Below are 19,599 nucleotides of genomic sequence, written 5' to 3'. Positions count from 1 at the left end.
ATCCGGGACGGCGAAGTGTTCGAACACCGGATCTCCTACTGGGTCCGCCGTTCGACGAGGTGGGTCTTGGCTGGTAGGCCGAGCGATGCGAACATATGTTCTATGACGCCCGAGGGTCCCATCCTGCACGCCGACCTGGACTCGTTCTACGCGTCGGTCGAGCAGCGTGACGACCCGACCCTGCGCGGACGGCCGGTCATCGTCGGCGGCGGGGTCGTGCTGGCGGCCAGTTACGAGGCCAAGGCGTTCGGCGTCCGTACGGCGATGGGCGGCGGCCAGGCGCGGCGGCTGTGCCCGCACGCCATCGTGGTCCCGCCGCGGATGCACGCGTATTCGGAGGCGAGCAAGGCGGTCTTCGAGGTCTTCGACAACACGACACCGCTGGTGGAGGGCATCTCGATCGACGAGGCGTTCCTCGATGTCGGTGGGCTGCTGAGGATCGCGGGCACGCCGAGCCAGATCGCGGCGCAACTGCGGAAGGACGTCCTGGAGCAGGTCGGCCTGCCGATCACGGTCGGCGTCGCGAGGACGAAGTTCCTCGCGAAGGTGGCCAGCGGTGTCGCCAAACCCGACGGGCTGCTCGTCGTGCCGCACGACGGGGAACTGGAGTTCCTGCATCCGCTGCCGGTCGAGCGGCTGTGGGGTGTGGGCAAGGTGACCGCGCAGAAGCTGCGGGAGCGCGGCGTGACGACGGTCGGGCAGATGGAGGGGTTCGGGGAGAAGGAACTCGTCCGGATGCTCGGCCGCGGTGTCGGGGTCCACCTGCATGCCTTGTCCCACAACGACGATCCCCGGCGGGTGCAGACCGGTCGCCGTCGCCGGTCGATCGGGGCGCAGCGCGCGCTCGGCAGCAGGCCGCGCACGCCTGCCGAACTCGACGCGATGCTGCTGACGCTGGCCGATCGCCTCGCCCGGCGGCTGCGTGCGGCGCATCGCGTATGCCGGACGGTCGTGCTGCGGATGCGGTTCGCCGACTTCACCAAGGCCACGCGCTCGCACACCCTGCTGGAAGCGACCGAACAGACCGGCGCGATCGTCGCGGCGGCGCGTGACCTGCTCGCCGCGGCGCGGCCGCTGATCGACGAGCGCGGGCTCACGCTGATCGGCCTCGCGCTGACGAACCTGACGAAGGACGACGCGATCCAGCTGGCCTTGCCGTTCGGGGCGAAGCCGAGGGACGCGCTCGATTCGACGCTCGACACCGTCCGGGACCGCTTCGGTTCGAAGTCCATCACCCGGGCGGTGCACCTCGGGCAGGCCGAGGAGCCGTGGGTGCCACTGCTGCCGGACTGAGACTCGTGGCTAGGGTGTCCCGGTGGCGGAATCTGTCGAGATCTACACCGATGGCGCGTGCAGCGGGAATCCCGGCCCCGGCGGCTGGGGAGCGGTGCTGCGGTACGGCGACGTCGAGAAGGAGATCTACGGCGGGGACGCCGGGCCGACCACGAACAACCGGATGGAGCTGATGGCGCCCATCGAGGCGCTGGAAAGCCTGAAGCGCCGGGTCACGGTGAACCTCTACACCGACAGCACGTACGTCCGGAACGGCATCACCAGCTGGGTGCGGAACTGGAAGAACAACGGCTGGATGACCTCGGCCAAGACGCCGGTGAAGAACGCTGATCTGTGGCGCCGCCTCGACGAAGCCGCTTCACAGCACGACGTCGAATGGCATTGGGTCAAGGGCCACGCCGGGCATCCGGAGAACGAACGGGCGGACCGGCTCGCCGTCAAAGGCGTGGAAGAGGTCATGGGACGACCTGTGGTCCAGCCCGGCGAGCGGTCCGCCCGGCGTCGTTAGCAGCTGACGCTGACCTTGGCGCTCTTGGAGAACGACACGTGGACGTGGTCCATGTGGTTGGCGGTCGCGCCGCCGCGGTCCTCCATGGTGTCCCAGCCGCTGCCGTCGTTGTAGCGCTGACGCCAGATGACGTAGCTGACGCCGAAGTCCTTCTGGTTCGCCAGGAGATAGTCGGCGATGGCGTTGCCGGTGGCGGCGTCCACCATGAAGTCCAGTGCGAGGCCGGAGGGGTGATCACTGGCGTTCGCGCGGCCGGCGACGCCGCCGACGGTCTTGACGCCGAACTTCGCCTTGACGTGGTTGCCGACCTGGGCCACATGCGGCTTGGTGCCGGCGAGGTCGGTCGAGCACGACGCCGTCGCGGCGGGAACGGTCTTCTTCACCGGGGCGGGGGCCTTGGTCGACGTCGTCGGCTTCGGGGGAGCCGCGGTGGTCGAGGGGGGCGGGGTTGTCGTGCTGGAGGGCGGGGTGCTGCCGGTCGACGGCGGGGGAGTCACGCTGGAGACCGGGGGAGCCTGCAGCGCGAGCGCGGCACTGGCCGCTTCGACCTCGGGGGAACCCGCGGTGGTCAGCCACATCGACGCCGGGAGCGCCGTGGCGACCGCTGCCGCGATGCCCGCGGGGAGCTTCCACTTCGGGGCGTGGGTTTTGCGATGTCTGCCGGCCATTTCTCTGATCACTCACCAATTCGGGGACGGGAGCTCGCGTCGGGGGCCGCGAGCTCCGGGCAACATTACGAAACGGACACGGCAATGTCACGCGCGAGTGTGCTCGCCCACAGTTACCTTGATCGTTGAACCAAAAGGGACTCACGTCCGTACAGAGACAAGAAGTGCTTTTATGTGAGCACTGTGAGTGACGGGTTCAGCCGGATTTGCAGCCTTGGTAGTGCAGGTCCCCCTCCGGCGAGGTCAGGTTCATCCCCGGAGCGACCGGACCCTGTCCTGTCGACGGCGAGGCCGCCATCGCTGTGCACACCAGCTGGTTGAGGGCTTGGCTCGACAGTTTTCGCGCGGTGAACGGCAGCACCATGGTCCCCGGTTGGCCCGAGTAGACCTCGACCCGCCCCACCTCGGGGGGAATGAACGTGGTGAGCCCCTGCGCGGCTTCCCGTTCCGTCGGTCCCTTCATGAGCAACGTGATCGCGCCTTCGGCCGAAATGAAGCCTTCGCTGGGCCGGGTCACCGGGATGACCCGGCCCTCGGACACGAAGTACAAGGTCAGCCCGCCGGCCACCGCCGGCCCCGTGGTCGCGCGGATCGACGGTCCCGGCCCGGCCGGGACGACGCCGGTGGGCTGGACGCCGCAGCCCGCCACCAGCGTCGCCGCGGCGAGGACGGCCAGAAGGGTCTTCCTCGTCATGTCCCTCCTTCGGCCCGGTGGGGCAGGCGCAGGACGAACCGGGCGCCCTGGCCGGTGTTGCCGGCCGTGATGTCACCGCCGTGCAGGCGGGCGTTCTCCAGCGCGATCGCCAGGCCCAGCCCGCTGCCTTCGGACCGGGCGCGGGAGCTGTCCGCCTTGGTGAACCGGTCGAACACGTGCGGCAGGATCTCGGGGTCGATGCCGGGGCCGTGGTCGTCGACCTCGACGGCGACGCCGTCGCCGTCGGCACGCAGGTGGACCTCGACCGGGGCGGCGCCGTGCCGGAACGCGTTGCCGACGAGATTGGCCACGATCAGGTCGAGCCGCCGCCGGTCGACCCGCGCGGTGACGCCGTCGGGCAGGTCGGTGACCAGCTCTTCGCCGTCCCGCCAGCCCCGGGCGTCGAGGCTGTCGCGGATCGCGGTCGCGAGATCCCACTCGTCCAGTACGAGTTCGGCGCGGCCCGCGTCGAACCGGGAGATCTCGACCAGATCCCGCACGAGCCGGGTCAGCCTGCGGGTCTCGCCGGAGACCAGCCGCGCGGCGACCGCGGTGTCGGGCGGCAGCGCGTCCGCGTCCTCGTCCAGGACGTCGGTGACCGCGTTCATCGCCGCGAGCGGGGTACGGAGTTCGTGCGAGACGTCGGCGACGAACCGGCGGGCGTCGGCCTCCATGGCCTTCAGCTCGCCGACCGTGCGTTCCAGCTCGGCGGCGGTGTTGTTGAAGGTCGTCACCAGTTCGGCCAGCTCGTCGGACCCCTTCGCGGGCAGCCGGACGTCGAGCCTGCCCTCGCCGAGCTGGGCGGCGGCGGTGTTGAGCGCCCGGACCGGCCGCAGCACCTGTCTCGCGGCCAGCAGGGCGAGCGCGGCGGCCAGCGGCAGCGCGAGCGCGGCCATCCGCCAGGCGGATTCCGCGAGTTCCTCGATGGCCTGTTGCTGCTGGGCGAGCGAGGTGAGCGAGTACACCTGAAGCTCGCTGCGGCGCATCAACCCGTTCGGCTGCCGCGCCAGCACCGGCATGCCGACCAGGAGCTCGGGGATGGGTTTCGGAACGGCGTCGCGGTCCCGGCGCTGGAACTGGATCCGGTCGTCGTCGGCGACGGTCCGCCGCAGCTCGGGTGTAAACGTGCTCAGGTCCGGGCCGTTCACCGACCGCAGGTCCTGGTAAACCGCGACGGCGTTCAACCGCAGGCTGCCCGCGAAGTCGTTGAGCTGTTCCTGGGTCGGCGGAGTGGACATCGGGCGGCTGTAGGCGGCGACCCGGTCCTTGAGCTGGTTCATCGCCGCGTCCTGGACCGCTTCGAGGATCGCGTTGCGGGCAGAGACGTAACTGGCCCCCGCCGCGGCCGCCGCCCCGATGATCGTCATCACCGCGAAGGCGAGGATGAGCCGCGGCCGCAGTCCGGAGAGCAGCCTCATGAACGGCCGAACCGGTACCCGAAGCCGCGGACGGTCTGGACGTGGTCGGGTTTCGCGGGCACGTCCTCGATCTTCGCGCGCAACCGCTGGACACAGGCGTCGACCAGCCGTGAGTCGCCGAGATAGTCGTGATCCCACACGGCGGAGAGGATCTGCTGACGGCTGTAGACCTGCCCGGGTGTGCGCGACAGCTCCAGCAGCAGCTTCAGCTCGGTCGGAGTGAGCGAGACCGGCTCGCCGTTCTTCGTGACCACCAGCCCGGCCCGGTCGATGACCAGGCGGCCGTGCCGTTCGGCGGTGTCGTCGTCGGCGTTCGCGGGTTTCTCGCTCACCGCGCGCCGCAGCACCGCCCGGATCCGGGCGTCGAGCACGCGGGGCTCGGTCGGCTTGGTCACGTAGTCGTCGGCGCCGGCCTCCAGCCCGGCCACGATGTCGAAGTCGTCGCTGCGGGCGGTGAGCATGATGATCGGCACCTCACCGGCGGCGCGGATGCGGCGGCACGTCTCGAAGCCGTCGATTCCGGGCAGCATGAGGTCCAGCACGACGATGTCGGGCTGGAACACCCGCAGCTTCTCCAGGCCGAGCTCACCGCTTTCGGCGGTGTGGACGGTGTGCGCCTGACGGCGCAGCGCGAGCTCCAGACCCTCCCGGACGGACGCGTCGTCTTCGATCAAAAGGACACTTGCCACGCCGCCATTATTCGGATGCCGCCGCGCGTATGCGACTCGGCTCGATCTTGTAGCAGAACCATGACATTGTCCGGACCTCACCGCTAACCGGCGCGGGGACAGTGAGCTGCATGGCCGTACTCACCCACGAAGCGAAGTCCGCACCCGCCCACCGTCCGCTGCCTGGACGGCATGCCGAGACCAGGCTCACCCTGTCCAGGGCCGTGTTCCAGCTCGCCACCGGACTGGGGCTGGCCGTCGCTTTCGTCGTGACCTATGTGCTCTTCGTGCACACGTCGGCGGGGCAGCTCGCGGAGAACGGCGTCGTCCGCAGCGCGCAGTCCGGCCAGTGGTCCACAATGGACTGGGCGGGCCCACTGCGGGAACAGGACATGGTGCTCGTGCTCGGCACCGCCGGGATCGTCCTGGTCGCACTGGCGTTTCTTCGCCGCAAACCCGGCCTTCTCGTCCCGGCACTGAGCGTCCTCGTGCTCCCGCTCGTCACCGCGCAGCTGCTCAAGCTGTACGTCCTCGACCGGCCAGAACTGCCCGACGGTGGTTACGGACCGGGCCACAACAGCTTCCCGAGCGGACACGTCAGCGCCGCCATGGCGATCCTGATGGCGCTCGCTTTCGTTCTGCCCCAACGGTTCCGTTCGGTGATCAGCGGAACGGTCGGCGTCGCCGTCGCCTGGGTCGCGTCCTCGACCATCGCGCTGGGCTGGCACCGGCTGAGCGACACCGCGGGCGCCTGCTTGCTGGGGGCGTCGTTCGCCTGCCTCCTGGCCGCCTGGCTGACCACCCGGCGCCGGGATCTACGCCGCACGCCCGCCTGGATCGCGGCGGTGGCCGCCGTCCTGCCGACGATGCTGGTGCTGGTCGGGTTCGCGGTGCTGAGCACGGCGACCGACGGCGCCGCCCAGTTCGTCGCCGCGCTCGTGCTGGCCGCGCTGGCCGCGGTGGGTGTCGTGCTGATCGCGCTGTGGCCGCTGAGCGGCTCGGCGTTCGAGCGGCGGGCCTTCGTGGAGACCCGGGTGGTCGACGACCTGCTCGAGACTCGCCTCGTGACCCGCCGCTGACGCGGGTCGTCCCGAGGTGCCCCGAATGGAACGATGTCCAGGGGCCACCGTCGCAACTGAATGCGACCTTCGCGCCTTCCCAAGTACGTGAAGGCCCCCTTCATTGCGCTAGACGCAATGAAGGGGGCCTTCACGTACTTCAAGCGGGCCGGGTGCGAGGTACCGAGTTGCGAAGAGGCCTTCACCACTCCCGGCGCGAGTCCCCGGCCCGGCTCAGCGGCGACGTGGGCTCACGCGGCGAAGGAGGATCCACGGCCAAAGCCGAACGGGCCAGCACGACCCGGTTCCGCCCGCCTCGCTTCGCCTCGTACATCGCCGAGTCCGCCGCGCGGAAGAGTTCGCCGTAGTCCGTCGAGTTGTCCGGCGAGAGCCCGACGCCGATCGACACGGTGCATCCGTAGGTCGGCCCCACCGCCCGCGGCTCGTTGGTGGCGTGCCCGCTGGCGAGTTCCGTCAGTCCGGTGATCGCCGTGGCGGCGACGGCCGCGCGGATCCGCTCGGCGATCCGCATGGCCTCCGCTCGCGGGGTGTCCGGCAGCAGTACGGCGAACTCCTCGCCGCCCCAGCGCCCGACGACGTCGGTGGTGCGGGTGTTCTGCCGGAGTACCGCGCTGACGCAGCCGAGCACGATGTCGCCGCCGGAATGCCCGTACTTGTCGTTCCACTGTTTGAAGTGGTCGAGGTCCAGCATCAGGAACGCCGTCGGCCGCCGATCGGTCTGGTCTTCGAGCAGCCGCAGGGCGGCCGGGGCGTGGAACGAGTCCTCGGTCAGCAGCCCGGTCTTCCGGTCGCGCTGGCTGCGCGCGATCGTGTCCGCCAGCGTCTGCGAGAGCCGCGTCGACCGCAGTGCCACGCCGATCATCACCAGCGGCACCAGCGCGATGTTGACCGCGCCGAGGATCGTGGTGCACGCGGCGAGCTGCAGCGCGTAGACGAAGTCCGCGTTGTCGGGCCAGCTGCCGATCAGCTTCTGCCGCCGCCAGCCGCCCCACGCCAGTCCGCGCGCGATGCTGATCAGGAGCGTTTGCGACCCGAAGTACCAGAGCGCGGTGCCCACCAGCGCGGCGGCGGCGAACACGATGTCGCCCGCTCGCTGGGGGAGCGTGCCCGACGCGAGCCAGGTGTGCAGCGACGTCAGTTCGGTGATCGAGTGCACGCCGAGGATGGACGCGGCGTGCGCGGCGGTGGTGAACAGGAACGTCGTCATCGCCTTGTGCGCGATGGAGTACCGCTGCACGCGCACCATCAGCAGCAGCGTGAGCGACAACATGGGCGGCAGCAGGACGGCCGCGCTGCCCAGCCAGACGGCCGTCTGGTCGATGTGCTCGCCGCGCCGGTCGTCGGCGCGGCGCTGTTCCTCGGGATGCTGGGTCTGGATGAGGTACCAGCTGGCGCAGCCCGCGATCACGCCGAAGCGGACGAGGTCCGTGGTCGTGACACTGACCTTGAAGGCGCTGTAGAGGGCCCAGATCGCGACCGCGATCTCGGTGCCGAGCATCCAGACGACCGCCGAGGGCGGAAGGCGCCACAGTTCCCACCCCGCCGGATGCCGCAGGGTGTTCCAGGCACGACCACGCAGCCGCCAGACGCGGGCGGAGGCGAGGCCGACGGTGTCGGCGAAACTCCGGAGCGAACCGGCCGGCCGCTCGGAGACCTGCTTGCCCAACTCGCTGACGAGGGTCACCTCCATCCGTTACGCACCGCACCCGCTTCGATCTTGCTGGTCACCACAAGAGGGTGACAGGGGGACCGCGTTGACGATCGCGTGAGACAGCCCAATGCCTGCGTTCGCCGGACGCGATACCGCCACAAGCTGGCAGGGTGGCTCGTATGTCCGATGCCGCATACGACGCCGACGCGGTCCCTGTGATGTTCGGCCCGGATTTCGACAGGGATCCTTCGCCCGCCTACGAATGGTTGCGCGCGAACGCCCCGGCGTTCCGGCTTCCGCTGCCCGGCGACACCTGGACCTGGCTCCTGACCCGGCACGCGGACGTCGTTTCCGCGATGGCCGACCCCCGGCTGTCCAAATGCCCGTCCGTGGCCGCGGAACACTGGCGCAAGGCCAATCTCGGGTTGCCGGCCGACCACCGCCCGACACTCATCGGGCATATGAACAACGTCGAGGGCGACGAACACACGCGGCTGCGCAAGGCCTGCGCCGGCGCGTTCGGCCCGCGACGGCTGCACCATATGCGCGATCGCACGCATCAGCTCGCGAACGAGTTGCTCGACCCGATCCTGGAGCGCGGCGAGGGCGACCTCGTCGAGGATTTCGCGTATCCGCTGGGGATCCGGTCGATCTGCGAACTGATCGGCATCCCGGACACCCTCCTGGACGAGGTCCGCCCGCCCGCGCTGGTGGTCGCCGCCGGTGACGTCACGGACATGCCGTCGATGCTCAAGGCGACCGACGAGCTGGACGCCCTGCTCGCCGACGTCGTCGCCCGGAAACGCGCCGAACCGGGCGCCGATCTGATCAGCGACCTGCTCACCCAGGTGGCCGACGGCAAGCTCACCGAAGAAGAGGTCGCGGCGACGGCGTTCCTGTCGCTGATCGCCGGGCACGAGACGACGATCAGTCTCATCGCCTCCACCGCGCTGACCCTCATCACCCATCCCGAGGAGGCGGCCCGCGCCCGCGAGGACGGCTCCCATCTGACGCTCGTCATCGAAGAGGTCCTGCGCCGCGACACGCCGTTGCAGAACACCAGCTGGCGCTTCGTCACCGAGCCGATGGAACTCGCCGGGCAGCGGATGGCGGCGGGCGACCCGATCCTGTTGTCGTTGCTGGCGGCCAATCGCGACCCGGAGGTCCACCCCGAACCGCTCGCCTTCCGCCCGGGCGAGCGGCCCGTGCGGCACGTGGCCTTCGGACTCGGCCCGCATATCTGCATCGGCGCCGCGCTCGCGCGGATGCAGGCGTCCGCGGCACTGGAGACGTTGTTCGCCCGCGCGCCGTCGATGACGCTGACCGTGCCCGAAGAGCGGCTCGTGTGGTGGCCGAGCGCGATCACCCGCGGCCTGCACAACCTGCCGGTGAAGCTCTAGACGGTTGATTCCGTGAAGGTGGCGTGAGTGGGTGACTGGTGAGGTATCGGTGGTGGCGGTTGGGGCTCAGGTCGGTCGAGACGGGCGCGCTGCGGGGTTGATGGTCCAATGTGGCATTGGGTGCAGTGGCTGCGGGCGTTTACAGCGGTTGGCTCCCTGACGGCCAACGCCCCAGCGGAGATCCTTCGCGCGGACGAACGGCAAAACCCTCCACCTCGCGCGATCTTCACGGAATCAACCGTCTAGACGGCGCCTTCGAGACGGCCCCGCAGCACGCTCGCCTTCCGGTCGTCGAGGTCCATGACGAGCTGGAGCGCGTCGCGCCAGACCGCCAGCGCCTCTTCGGTGCGGTCCTGCGCGGCCAGCGCGCAGCCCCGTTCGTCGAGCGCGTCGGCCTGGCCCCAGACGTCGCCACAGTTCCGGTAGGCGGTCAGCGCCTGCTCGCAGTACCCGAGCGCCTGCTCCGGATCGCCGAAGCGGCGGCAGGTCCTGGCGAGCGGCACCAGCGCGAAGCCCATGCCGTGCTGGTCGGCGTCCTTGGCGTAGGCGTCGAAGGCGCGAAGCCCGTGGTCGAGGGCGAGGTCTCGTTCACCGAGGTCGCGGTAGGCGCGGCCGAGGTGGACCCGTGCGGTCGCTTCACCGAGCTGGTAACCGATCCGGGCGTTCACCGCCACGCTCTGTTCGATCAGCCGCACGGCTTCGGCGTAGTCCTCCCGTTCGTGCGCGATGTTGCCGAGCCCGACCAGCGCCCAGCCGAGGCTCGGGTTCTCGCCGATCTCGCCGGAGATGTCGACGGCCTGGCTGTACAGCTCGTGCGCGCGGTCGAGGTCACCGCGCCGCCGGTGCGCCTCGGCGAGGTTGATCGCCGACCACGCCAGCCCGCCGAGGTCGCCGCCCGCCTTCGCGGACTCGATCGCCACGTCGTGGCTGGAGATCCAGGTCTGCCACGGCCTGCCGAGCAGGTGGTAGTCGAACATCTCCACCGGCAGCCGCCAGCCGATCTCGTACAGCCCGTGATCCAGCGCCAGCCGCGCGATGCCGGTGATGCTCGGCATCTCCGACGCGCACCAGATGTAGGCCTCGTCGAAGGTGCCGAACCGGATCGGCTCGACACCTTCGGGAGCGGGGCCGAGATCGACGTGGTGGTCCCGGGCGGGCGTCAGCGTCCAGCTCGCCGCGTTGGCCGCGTAGAGGTACCAGTGGGTCAGTCGCGAAACCGCCGCCTGCCGCTCTTCCCGCCATTGCTCGGAAGCGGCCTCTTCGGCGGCGTAGACGCGGAGCAGGTCGTGGAACCGGTAGTACTGGGCGCCGACCTGCTGGACGAGATGCGCCTGCACGAGTTTGTCCACGAGCCGTCGCGCGTCGTGCCCCGGCAACCCGGCGAGCGCGGCCGCCGCGTCCGCGGTGAATCGCGGGCCGGGGTGGAGGCCGAGCAGCCGGAACATGCGGGCGGTGTCGGCCTCGAGCGCGCGGTAGGACCAGCTGAAGGCGGCCCGGACCCCGACGGCGTCGTCGTCGACCGCGAGCAGTTCCAGCCGCCGCCCCTCGGCGACGAGTTCGCGGGCGAGGTCGCCGACACTCTGATGCGGATGCGTGGCGACCCGTTCGGCGGCGATGTTCACCGCCAGCGGCAGTGCCGCGCACAGCCGGACGAGCCTGCCGACGCCTTCGGGATCGCTCGCCGCGCGTTCGTCGCCGATGAGGTCGGCCATGAGCCGGGTCGCTTCGAAATCTTCCAGCGGGTCCAAGGAAACCTGAACCGCGCCGCTGCCGACGACCAGACCCGAGAGTCGTCGCCTGCTGGTGATCAGCACGGTGGTGCCGGGGGTGCCGGGCAGCACCGGCCGGACCTGATGCGAGTCGAGGGCGTTGTCCAGCACGACGAGGGTGTGCTGCCCGCGCAGCAGGCCGCGCAGGAGCGCGAGCCGCATGTGCTCCTCGGCGGGGATGCGGTCGGGACGGACACCGACGCAGCGGAGGAGATCGTCGAGGATGTCGGCGGGCTGCGCGGGGGAGCCCGCCGCGTAGCCACGCAGATCCGACCAGAGGACGCCGTCGAACTCCTCCTGCCGCCGGTTCGCCCATTTCAGCACGAGCGCGGTCTTGCCGACCCCGGGCGGCCCGGCCACGAAGACCACTTTGGCCGGTCCGGAGGGCACTTTTTCGTCGAGCAGCGTGTCGAGTAGGGCGAAGTCCGCTTCCCTGCCGACGAAATGGCTCGGCGGCGGCGGAAGATGAACATACGGTTCCGCGCGGGCGGCTTCGGCGAGGACGATCAGCGTCCCGCCCGCCTCCAGCGCACGATCGCAGGATTCGGCGAATTCCGCACTCGGCGGGGTGAGGCCGCGTTCGACCCGGCTGATGAGACTTTTGTCGACATAGGCGAGTTTCTGGAGATCGCGCAGAGCCAGTCCTTTGGCCTGTCGCCGTTGGCGCAGCGCGCGTCCGAAAGCACCCGCGGCCGTCGAAACCGGTCTGGGTTCCGCCCGTGCTCTCCCGGTATCCCCGGATCTGGCCGAGCCGGAATTCTCGGTCACCAGAAGCACCTTTCTCCCTGCTCCGCGGCAGATCGTGCCACAACGGCGCGCCGGCCGGCAGGGCCATCCGCCGATTCGCCGCCGGGCGGAACGGCTCGGCGTGCGACAACCTTCCCATCACATGGGTCACAACACGGCCACCGGGTGTGCGGAGGTGCGAAGACAGCCCCCAAACTGTGCGAGAACGCGCCCGTTCCCCACCGGTGCGCCAGTAGAAAGGGAGGTGGATCATGCGCGACCGCGAAATGTGAGCAGGCCCTGTTCCGCCTTGCGAACAACCGGGCGAGTAGTGATCTCCTCGGAAACCGGTCGTGGTCGCCTTTCCGGCGGCCACGACCGTGACCTTCCGGAATATGTAGGACCGCTTAACGTCGGTGTAGATCTTTTCACTTGTCCTGATGAGTCGTCCGAGGCAGCTTGGAGAGGTATCGAGCGGCCCGGCGAAAGGAACGAAGTGAGCATCGGCGCGCCAGGAACCTTGGTCCGGATGGGCGTTCTCGCGTCGGCGTGGGGATCGGGGTTCCTGTGGATCAAACTCGCGTTGACCGGACTCTCGCCCATCCAGGTCACCGTCGTCCGCTGCGCCCTCGGCGCGGCCGTCCTTCTCGTGCTGAGCCGCTGGGCCGGGCAACGCCTTCCGCGTGAGCGCCGGATCTGGGGCAGGCTCCTCGTCGCCGCCTTCTTCTGCAACGCCCTGCCGTTCGCGTTGTTCGGCATCGGCGAACTCACCGTGGATTCCGGTATCGCCGGGGTGATGAACGCGACGACCCCGTTGTGGTCGTTGCTGATCGGCATCGGGATCGGCAGCGAACGACGGATCACCGCGATCCGGGTCGGCGGGCTGATCCTCGGTTTCGCCGGCATCCTGCTGATCTTCGCGCCGTGGCAGAAGAGCGGACTGCTCGGCTGGGGGACACTGGCCCTGCTCGGCGCCGGCGTCAGCTATGCCATCGCTTTCGCTTACATGGGGAAGAAACTCGTCGGTCAGGGCGGGCCGATCGCGATCTCCGCCGCACAGTTGCTGACCGCCACCGTGCTGAGCGCGTTCGCGCTGCCGTTCGACGCGACCCCGACCGGACCGCTGAACGTGACGGCGCTGGTCGCCGTCGTCGTCCTCGGGATCTTCGGCACCGGCCTCACGTTCTACCTCAACTACCGGCTCATCGAGGACGAAGGCGCGACCTCCGCGGCGACCGTCGGCTACCTGCTCCCGGTCGTTTCGGTCGCGCTGGGCGCGCTCGTGCTCGACGAGGAACTCGGCCCGCGGGTGTTCGCCGGGATGGCGGTGGTGCTGATCGGAGTCGCGCTGACGCGCTACGTGAGGTCTTCGGCCAGCAAGTCCATCAGCAGCCCGTCGTGCCAGCCGTCGCCGACGGTGTCGCGCTCGTAGCGGCGCATCACCCCGACCTCGCGGAAACCGACGGCCTTGTAGCAGCGGATCGCGGCGTCGTTGTCCACGGCGGGATCGATCACCAGCCGGTGATGCCCGCGATCGTGCACCAGATGGCGGGCCAGCGTGCGGACGGTGTCCGTGCCCAGCCCCCGGCCGTGCGCCGCCGGATCGAGGAAGAGGTCGATCGACGCGTGCCGGTACATCGGGTCCTCTTCCTCGCCGTGCTGGACGAAGCCCCGCACGACGCCGTCCTCCAGGACGGTGAAGCAGGCCGTCGTCGGGTCGTCGAACGGCCAGGCGGGGGAGTCCTCGACCGAACCCCAGCGCGCGCCGACCTCGGCCGTGCCGCGGATCCGCCGCAGTTCCGGGACGTGGGCTTCGGTGACCGGGGTCAGAATCACGATCTCCCCGCGCAACTCGGTGGTCAGTTTTCGCTCCGTCCGTTAGTGCGAATGGTGCCATTCTAGGGAGAAAACCACCCGGACCGCACGAAGACAGGGGGTCTTCCCAGCCTGGATCGGGTATCAACGACAGGGAAGACGGAGGTGGGTCATGGGGAACCCGTACGAGAAATTGCGCCCGGCCGCGGAACTGGCCGACGGCGGGGCGACGGCCGTGCGCGCGGCGGTGCTGCGCAAGGCCACGGAGGCCGTGGTCGCGAACGCCCGCGACGCGACGGACTGCCGGATGCTCCTGGAGATGCTCGGGCTGCACTCGCGGCCCGCGGCCCGGACCGAGGAGGAGGCCGCCTGAGTCCGTTCCGGACCAGGGCTTCAGCGCCGGGGCAGCACACAGAACACGTTGTCTTCCGGATCGGTCATGACCACCCAGGGATCGCCATCGGGGTCGTCGACGATCTTGGCGCCGAGTGACACGAGCCTGGCGACTTCTTCGCGTTGCTCGAGTTCGGTGGGGGCGATGTCGAGGTGCAGCCGGTTCTTGCCGGATTTCGCCTCGGGCACCGGCTGGAAGAGCAGACTCGGGACGTCCGGGCTCTTCAGTTCCACATAGGTCACTCCGTGACCGTCCGTCCACCGCTCGGTTTCGGGATAGCCGAGCGCTTCCTTCCAGAACGCGGCCAGCGCCTCGGCTTCACGGCAGTCGACGGTGACGGCGAGCATCCGGGTTCGCATCTCCCCACGGTGCCACGGAAGGTCGGGTTTCGCCGATCAGGCGGGGCGCGGCGTGATCAGGAGCCGCAGGACGTCGGTGAAGAGCGTTTCGGGGACCGCGTCGGCGTCCACCCCGCGTTCGACGGCGAGACCGTTCGACAGCGCGAGGATCACCACCGCGAGTTGTTCGGCCGGGAGCGGCAGTTCCACCGAACGCGCCCCGGCGGCCTTGCGGATCGCGCGGGTGATGGCCTCCCGCAGCCGGGCGCGGCGTTCCGCGAAACCCGCGTGGATCGCCGGATCCCGCATCGCCAGGCCCCAGTACTCCAGCAGCAGCCGATGCCAGGTGGCGTCGGTGCCGATTCCGCTCAGCAACCGGGCGCCCGCCTCGGCCGTCGCCTCCTCCAGGTCGGCGATCTCGTCGAAGACCGCGGTGGCGGCGCCCATCCGGTCGACGACGTGCTCTTCCATGATCGTCAGCACCAGATCGTCGCGGCCGTCGAAATTCGAGTAGACGGCGCCTTTGGTGAGCCCGGCTTCGGCCGCGATGTCGTTGAGCGAGGTCCCCGCGATGCCTTGACGGGCGAACACGGCGGTCGCCGCGTCGAGCACCCGCCGCCGGGTTTCGGCCCGGCTCGGACGGGTGCGCGGAGGACGGGAAGCGGCCATGGACCCGGAGGGTACAACCCGCTGAACCCGAGGTGCTGACGTTGACGGTGATCCGGCTGTATGGCGCTCACAGGCTGGGCCCGTACTCACGTCGCGAAAGCCACTTTCGAGACATCAGACGTCGCGAAAGTGGCTTTCGGGACACCTTCACCCCCTCGATGGAACCGGCATACTCGCCGGGTGGCTTTCTTCGACATCGAGGGTTATGAACCTGTATGGCTCTCCGGATTCGAGACGATCCGGAGGGCACACGGGGACCGGTTGCGCGCGCTGGTGGGCAAGCGGCTCCAGTGCGTGCACCTCACCTGGTTCGTCGAATACGGCGAATGGCTCCAGGACGCGCCGGTCGTGGTGGACTTCGGTGACGAACGGCTGGAGATCACCCACTGGAAGTTCGACGAGCTTTCGCTGACCTGGAACACGATCGACCCGTACGGCACCTCCGAATGGGACTGGGGCGACCCGGCCGGACCGAGCCCGCTCCGGTGGCGGCAGGACATCCACCCCGAACTGTCCGCTTTGGAGGGTCAGGTGCTCCAGGACGTCGAACTGCTCGAATCCCTGCACAAGGGCGTGGCCGGGATGATGGTGGCACTCGGCTTCGTGTTCCCGAACGGGCGGTTCACCGTTTTCAACGCCATGGACGAGAACGGGCTCGAGTACACGGAGCCCGGCGCGGACTACCGGAAGCATTCCCTGGCTGGCTGAAAACCAGGTGCTTCGGCCGTCGATCTTCGCGATACTCCTCGTCATGTCCCGGATCAAACTGGCCGAAGCGCTCGCTCTGCGCGCCGACGCGACGAAGAAAGTGGAGGCGTTGCGCGCCCGGATCGTCGACAACGCACGGCATCAAGAGGGCGAGGAGCCTGCGGAGAACGCGGCCGCCCTGCTCGTCGACGCCGAAACCACCCTGGGCGAACTGGAATCGTTGATCCAGCGGATCAACCGGACCAACGCCGCGACCCCGCTCGGGGAAGGCACGATCACCGACGCGATCGCGCGCCGCGACGTCCTCCGGCTCCGGCACGGCGTCCTCACCGCGGCCGCCGACGCCGCGGCGGGCCGCAACCACGGTGGCTACGGGCGTCAGCTCCGTTCGGAACTCCGGTATCTCTCCGCGCTCCCGGTCGCGGAACTGCGGTCCCGCGCGGACCGGGTCGCGGGGGAGATCCGGGTGGTCGACGTCGAGATCCAGCGCACCAACTGGGAGACCGAACTCCTGGACTGAACGTGGAAAGCAGGTAGCCCTCCGGGAAGCGGGCACAAGCCGAGGGCCGGCGGTTCACCGGCCCACCTCCTGGCACGTGGCGGGCAGCGTGGGGTTCGACTCCCCGATCACAACTCCGCCCAGCACGATGCACAGGTGACGGCGCAAACGGCACAGTTCATCACCACGTGCCGGTCCCGGAAGGCGAGGGTGGGCACGGGGCCTTTCCACGTTCCGCAAGTAGTCCTCTGGTCGCGGTGCGCCGCATTCCCGCCGGCCGCGTGGTGTTCCCGACATCCTTCACCCCGTCGAGGCATGGGCGGACCTGATCGACTCTGTGCCAAGGTGAAGAGCGGAACAACCCCAAGAGCCCAGGCGGTGACCCGGATGGCACTGAAGATCGGTTACAAGGCGTCGGCCGAACAGTTCGGCCCGCGCGATCTCGTCGAGTACTCCGTGCTCGCCGAGCAGGTCGGGCTGGACAGCGTGATGGTCAGCGACCATTTCCAGCCATGGCGCCACCGAGGCGGGCACGCGCCGTTCTCGTTCGCGTGGATGGCGGCGGTCGGCGAGCGCACCGAGCGGGTCGTTCTCGGCACCAGCGTGCTGACGGCGACCTTCCGCTACAACCCGGCCGTGGTGGCACAGGCGTTCGGCACCCTCGGCAGCCTGTACCCCGGCCGGGTGCTGCTCGGTGTCGGCAGCGGTGAGGCGCTCAACGAGGTCGCGGTCGCCCGCATCGAGTGGCCCGCGTTCAAGGAACGGTTCGCGCGGCTGCGCGAGGCGATCGCACTGATGCGCAAACTGTGGTCCGAAGAGCGTGTCACGTTCGAGGGCGAGTACTACCAGACCACCGACGCGACCGTGTACGACCGTCCCGAGGGTGGCGTGCCGATCTACATCGCGGCCGGTGGCCCGGTGATGGCGAAGTACGTGGGCAAGCAGGGCGACGGCTTCATCTGCACCAGCGGCAAGGGCATGGACCTCTACACCGAGAAGCTGCTGCCCGCGGTCGCGGAAGGCGCGGAGCAGGTCGGCCGGAGCACCGGTGACATCGACAAGATGATCGAGATCAAGCTGTCCTACGACCCGGATCCGGCGCAGGCGCTGGAGAACACCCGGTTCTGGGCGCCGCTCTCGCTGACGCCGGAGCAGAAGGCGGGCATCGAGGACCCGGCCGAGATGGAAAAGGCCGCGGACGCGCTGCCGATCGAGCAGGTCGCGAAGCGCTGGATCGTCACGTCCGACCCGGCCGACGCCGTCGAGCAGATCAAGCCGTACGTCGAGGCGGGCTTCAACCACCTCGTCTTCCACGGCCCCGGCCACGACCAGGAGCGCTTCCTGCGCTCGTTCTCCGAACAGGTCGTCCCGGGTATCCGCGAGCTGGGCTGAGCCGGAACGGGTAGCGGTGCCGCCCACTCGCACGGCACCGCTACCCCCACCCCGGGATTTCTCAGAGAGCCGACGGGATGTTCTTGCCTCCCGTACCTGTCCGCTTCTTTGACCGCGGCCGTCTTGCTGCTTCCGGATGGCGCGTTCGCGTGGGGTCGACTACGGCGGCACGAACGCGTCGACGTTGCCGGCAGGCGACAACTGCGAGCCCGGACGTCCCGATCAGTGGTCCGTCTTCGTGCCGGTGCGGGGCTATCGGTAGTCTGACTCCCGGCAGGTGAGATCGGACGGCCCTTTCTTGACCACCCGGCCCGCCGCTGGGTTTCCTTTCGCCCATGCCCGCGAAAAGAATTCGTCTCAACGCTTTCGACATGGCCGTCACGGGTCATCTCGCGCCCGGTGTGTGGACCCATCCCGACGATCAGGCGCATCGGTACAAGGATCTCGAATACTGGACCGAATTGGCGCGGTTGCTGGAGCGCGGTAAATTCGACGGTCTTTTCCTGGCCGACGTCCTCGGCGTCTACGACGTTTACCGTGATTCGCGGGATCCCGCGGTGGGCACGGGGACGCAGGTCCCGGTGAACGATCCGCTGCTGTCGGTTTCGGCGATGGCCGCGGTGACGAAGAACCTCGGGTTCGGCGTCACGGTTTCCCTCACCTACGAACAGCCGTATGCCTTGGCGCGCAAGTTCACCACCCTCGATCATCTGACCAAGGGCCGGGTCGCCTGGAACATCGTGACGTCCTATTTGGACAGTGCGGCGGTGAACCTCGGCCTCGATCAGCAGATCACCCACGACAACCGGTACGAAATCGGCGAGGAATTCCTCGAGGTCACCTACAAACTGTGGGAATCCTCGTGGGAGGACGACGCCGTGGTCGCGAACAAGGCCACCGGTCGCTACGCGGATCCGGACAAGGTCCACCCCATCGAACACAAAGGGGAGTACTATTCGGTTCCCGGTGTCTTCCTCGCCGAACCGTCGCCGCAGCGGACACCGGTGCTCTATCAGGCCGGGACGTCGACCAAGGGGCGTTCCTTCGCCGCCAAGCACGCCGAAGCCGTGTTCATCATGGGCCATTCGACCGACGTCGTCGGCCGGAACGTGGCCGATGTCCGACGCCAGGCCGCGGGATTCGGCCGCGATCCGGAGAGCGTCAAGTTCTTCGCGCTCGTGACCCCGATCGTCGCCGAGACCGACGAGGCCGCACAGGAGAAGTTTCGCGACTATCTCGACCGTGCGAGTTACGAGGGCGCGCTCACCCTGTTCGGCGGGTGGACCGGGATCGATCTTTCCGGCTATTCGCCGACCGAGATCCTCGAGCACGTGCACAGCGAGGCGATCCAGTCGGTGGTGGAGAACTTCTCCAAGGCCGACCCGACGAGGTCCTGGACGCCGGAGGAGATCGGGAAGTTCCTCGGCATCGGCGGACTGGGACCGGTGGTCGTCGGCTCGCCCGCGACCGTGGCCGATGAACTGGAGCGTTGGGTCGAGGAGGCCGACGTCGACGGCTTTAACATCGCCTACGCGATCACGCCGGGCACCTTCGCCGACTTCATCGATCTCGTGGTCCCGGAACTACAGCGCCGCGGTCTGGTCTGGGAGGACTACGAGGGCGGCACCCTGCGGGAGAGCATCTACGAACCCGGTCAGGTGCGGCTGCGTGACGACCACCCGGGCGCCCGCTACCGCCGCAATTAGTCCTCTACTTGCGGATCGTCCTGTGCCTGAAGGCGGAACTCGCGTGCCTGGACACGTCACTCGCGTGCTTGGGCACGTGACTCGTCCGGTCACGCGAGTTCGCCATCCCGGCACGCGAGTTCGCCGTCCAAGCACGCGTGTCCCGTCTTCGAGCAAGGGTGCGGCGTGGGGCGGGCCTTGGTCGAGACCGCAAGTAGTCCTCTG

General features: G+C 69.0%; 19 protein-coding genes. 10 read left to right on the top strand and 9 right to left on the bottom strand.

Features of this window, described 5'->3' with window-relative positions; all coding sequences use genetic code 11:
- The first annotated feature begins 102 nt into the window (after positions 1-102).
- On the top strand, positions 103-1,293 hold the full coding sequence (gene dinB, locus BS329_RS32005) for a DNA polymerase IV (RefSeq protein WP_076165498.1): 1,191 nt from the start codon (positions 103-105) through the stop codon (positions 1,291-1,293).
- A 22-nt stretch (positions 1,294-1,315) separates the two neighbouring features.
- A complete protein-coding gene (rnhA, locus tag BS329_RS32000; protein ID WP_076165496.1) occupies positions 1,316-1,801 on the top strand; it encodes a ribonuclease HI in 486 nt (161 codons plus the stop codon).
- On the opposite strand, the gene BS329_RS31995 is transcribed toward rnhA, so the two are convergent.
- From BS329_RS31995 to BS329_RS31980, 4 genes are all read right to left on the bottom strand, one after another.
- Positions 1,798-2,469, bottom strand: coding sequence for a VldE C-terminal domain-containing protein (locus BS329_RS31995; protein ID WP_076165494.1), 672 nt, complete (start codon positions 2,467-2,469; stop codon positions 1,798-1,800). The genes rnhA and BS329_RS31995 overlap by 4 nt on opposite strands.
- A 196-nt stretch (positions 2,470-2,665) precedes the next feature.
- Positions 2,666-3,163 (bottom strand): GerMN domain-containing protein, encoded by a 498-nt coding sequence (locus BS329_RS31990; RefSeq protein ID WP_076165492.1) that lies wholly within the window; start codon positions 3,161-3,163, stop codon positions 2,666-2,668.
- Positions 3,160-4,581 carry a sensor histidine kinase gene (locus BS329_RS31985; RefSeq protein WP_076165490.1) on the bottom strand — a complete coding sequence of 474 codons (1,422 nt, stop codon included), beginning with the start codon at positions 4,579-4,581 and terminating at the stop codon, positions 3,160-3,162. The genes BS329_RS31990 and BS329_RS31985 overlap by 4 nt, the downstream gene beginning before the upstream one ends.
- A complete protein-coding gene (locus BS329_RS31980) occupies positions 4,578-5,270 on the bottom strand; it encodes a response regulator transcription factor (protein WP_076165488.1) in 693 nt (230 codons plus the stop codon). Before BS329_RS31980 ends, BS329_RS31985 begins: the two co-directional genes overlap by 4 nt.
- A 110-nt stretch (positions 5,271-5,380) precedes the next feature.
- Here BS329_RS31980 and BS329_RS31975 point away from each other — a divergent pair, with 110 nt between their 5' ends.
- Positions 5,381-6,328 carry a phosphatase PAP2 family protein gene (locus BS329_RS31975; protein WP_076165487.1) on the top strand — a complete coding sequence of 316 codons (948 nt, stop codon included), beginning with the start codon at positions 5,381-5,383 and terminating at the stop codon, positions 6,326-6,328.
- Between the two features lie 181 nt (positions 6,329-6,509).
- On the opposite strand, the gene BS329_RS31970 is transcribed toward BS329_RS31975, so the two are convergent.
- Positions 6,510-8,018, bottom strand: coding sequence for a GGDEF domain-containing protein (locus BS329_RS31970; RefSeq protein WP_076165485.1), 1,509 nt, complete (start codon positions 8,016-8,018; stop codon positions 6,510-6,512).
- Between the two features lie 140 nt (positions 8,019-8,158).
- Between BS329_RS31970 and BS329_RS31965 the strand changes: the two genes are divergently transcribed.
- Positions 8,159-9,379: a cytochrome P450 family protein gene (locus BS329_RS31965; RefSeq protein ID WP_076165483.1), complete on the top strand. Its 1,221-nt coding sequence runs from the start codon at positions 8,159-8,161 to the stop codon at positions 9,377-9,379.
- 242 nt (positions 9,380-9,621) lie between these two features.
- On the opposite strand, the gene BS329_RS31960 is transcribed toward BS329_RS31965, so the two are convergent.
- Entirely contained in the window at positions 9,622-11,916 is a 2,295-nt protein-coding gene (locus BS329_RS31960; protein ID WP_244197379.1) for an ATP-binding protein, read from the bottom strand.
- Between the two features lie 454 nt (positions 11,917-12,370).
- Here BS329_RS31960 and BS329_RS31955 point away from each other — a divergent pair, with 454 nt between their 5' ends.
- The gene (locus tag BS329_RS31955) at positions 12,371-13,306 is read left to right on the top strand and encodes a DMT family transporter (RefSeq protein ID WP_076165479.1); all 936 of its coding nucleotides are present in this window, start codon (positions 12,371-12,373) and stop codon (positions 13,304-13,306) included.
- Here the strand turns inward: BS329_RS31955 and BS329_RS31950 are convergent.
- A complete protein-coding gene (locus BS329_RS31950; protein ID WP_425266389.1) occupies positions 13,231-13,737 on the bottom strand; it encodes a GNAT family N-acetyltransferase in 507 nt (168 codons plus the stop codon). The genes BS329_RS31955 and BS329_RS31950 overlap by 76 nt on opposite strands.
- A 124-nt stretch (positions 13,738-13,861) precedes the next feature.
- Between BS329_RS31950 and BS329_RS31945 the strand changes: the two genes are divergently transcribed.
- Positions 13,862-14,062 carry a hypothetical protein gene (locus BS329_RS31945; RefSeq protein WP_076165477.1) on the top strand — a complete coding sequence of 67 codons (201 nt, stop codon included), beginning with the start codon at positions 13,862-13,864 and terminating at the stop codon, positions 14,060-14,062.
- Positions 14,063-14,082: 20 nt separating this feature from the next.
- Here the strand turns inward: BS329_RS31945 and BS329_RS31940 are convergent, their stop codons facing one another.
- Entirely contained in the window at positions 14,083-14,442 is a 360-nt protein-coding gene (locus BS329_RS31940; RefSeq protein ID WP_076165475.1) for a VOC family protein, read from the bottom strand.
- Between the two features lie 36 nt (positions 14,443-14,478).
- The gene (locus BS329_RS31935) at positions 14,479-15,090 is read right to left on the bottom strand and encodes a TetR/AcrR family transcriptional regulator (protein WP_076165473.1); all 612 of its coding nucleotides are present in this window, start codon (positions 15,088-15,090) and stop codon (positions 14,479-14,481) included.
- Positions 15,091-15,270: 180 nt separating this feature from the next.
- Between BS329_RS31935 and BS329_RS31930 the strand changes: the two genes are divergently transcribed.
- The 4 genes from BS329_RS31930 to BS329_RS31915 all read left to right on the top strand — a co-directional run bounded on the left by BS329_RS31930 (position 15,271) and on the right by BS329_RS31915 (position 19,395).
- The gene (locus BS329_RS31930) at positions 15,271-15,798 is read left to right on the top strand and encodes a hypothetical protein (RefSeq protein ID WP_076165471.1); all 528 of its coding nucleotides are present in this window, start codon (positions 15,271-15,273) and stop codon (positions 15,796-15,798) included.
- 43 nt (positions 15,799-15,841) lie between these two features.
- The gene (locus BS329_RS31925; protein WP_076165724.1) at positions 15,842-16,318 is read left to right on the top strand and encodes a DIP1984 family protein; all 477 of its coding nucleotides are present in this window, start codon (positions 15,842-15,844) and stop codon (positions 16,316-16,318) included.
- A gap of 366 nt (positions 16,319-16,684) precedes the next feature.
- Positions 16,685-17,689, top strand: coding sequence for a glucose-6-phosphate dehydrogenase (coenzyme-F420) (fgd, locus tag BS329_RS31920; RefSeq protein WP_076165469.1), 1,005 nt, complete (start codon positions 16,685-16,687; stop codon positions 17,687-17,689).
- Between the two features lie 335 nt (positions 17,690-18,024).
- Positions 18,025-19,395, top strand: coding sequence for an LLM class flavin-dependent oxidoreductase (locus tag BS329_RS31915; protein ID WP_076165467.1), 1,371 nt, complete (start codon positions 18,025-18,027; stop codon positions 19,393-19,395).
- Positions 19,396-19,599: the final 204 nt, after the last annotated feature.

Origin of the sequence: Amycolatopsis coloradensis, assembly GCF_001953865.1 — a bacterium.
GTDB lineage: Bacteria > Actinomycetota > Actinomycetes > Mycobacteriales > Pseudonocardiaceae > Amycolatopsis > Amycolatopsis coloradensis.
The sequence above is the reverse complement of the archived record's forward strand: the minus strand, read 5'-3'. Positions and strand labels throughout refer to the sequence as shown.

Bases quoted from the DNA above. Each gene is read 5' to 3' on its own strand.
- dinB (WP_076165498.1), top strand. From the start codon at position 103: ATGACGCCCGAGGGTCCCATCCTGCACGCCGACCTGGACTCGTTCTAC.
- BS329_RS31995 (WP_076165494.1), bottom strand. From the start codon at position 2,469: ATGGCCGGCAGACATCGCAAAACCCACGCCCCGAAGTGGAAGCTCCCC.
- BS329_RS31990 (WP_076165492.1), bottom strand. From the start codon at position 3,163: ATGACGAGGAAGACCCTTCTGGCCGTCCTCGCCGCGGCGACGCTGGTG.
- BS329_RS31985 (WP_076165490.1), bottom strand. From the start codon at position 4,581: ATGAGGCTGCTCTCCGGACTGCGGCCGCGGCTCATCCTCGCCTTCGCG.
- BS329_RS31975 (WP_076165487.1), top strand. From the start codon at position 5,381: ATGGCCGTACTCACCCACGAAGCGAAGTCCGCACCCGCCCACCGTCCG.
- BS329_RS31970 (WP_076165485.1), bottom strand. From the start codon at position 8,018: ATGGAGGTGACCCTCGTCAGCGAGTTGGGCAAGCAGGTCTCCGAGCGG.
- BS329_RS31965 (WP_076165483.1), top strand. From the start codon at position 8,159: ATGTCCGATGCCGCATACGACGCCGACGCGGTCCCTGTGATGTTCGGC.
- BS329_RS31945 (WP_076165477.1), top strand. From the start codon at position 13,862: ATGGGGAACCCGTACGAGAAATTGCGCCCGGCCGCGGAACTGGCCGAC.
- BS329_RS31940 (WP_076165475.1), bottom strand. From the start codon at position 14,442: ATGCGAACCCGGATGCTCGCCGTCACCGTCGACTGCCGTGAAGCCGAG.
- BS329_RS31935 (WP_076165473.1), bottom strand. From the start codon at position 15,090: ATGGCCGCTTCCCGTCCTCCGCGCACCCGTCCGAGCCGGGCCGAAACC.
- BS329_RS31925 (WP_076165724.1), top strand. From the start codon at position 15,842: ATGTCCCGGATCAAACTGGCCGAAGCGCTCGCTCTGCGCGCCGACGCG.
- fgd (WP_076165469.1), top strand. From the start codon at position 16,685: ATGGCACTGAAGATCGGTTACAAGGCGTCGGCCGAACAGTTCGGCCCG.
- BS329_RS31915 (WP_076165467.1), top strand. From the start codon at position 18,025: ATGCCCGCGAAAAGAATTCGTCTCAACGCTTTCGACATGGCCGTCACG.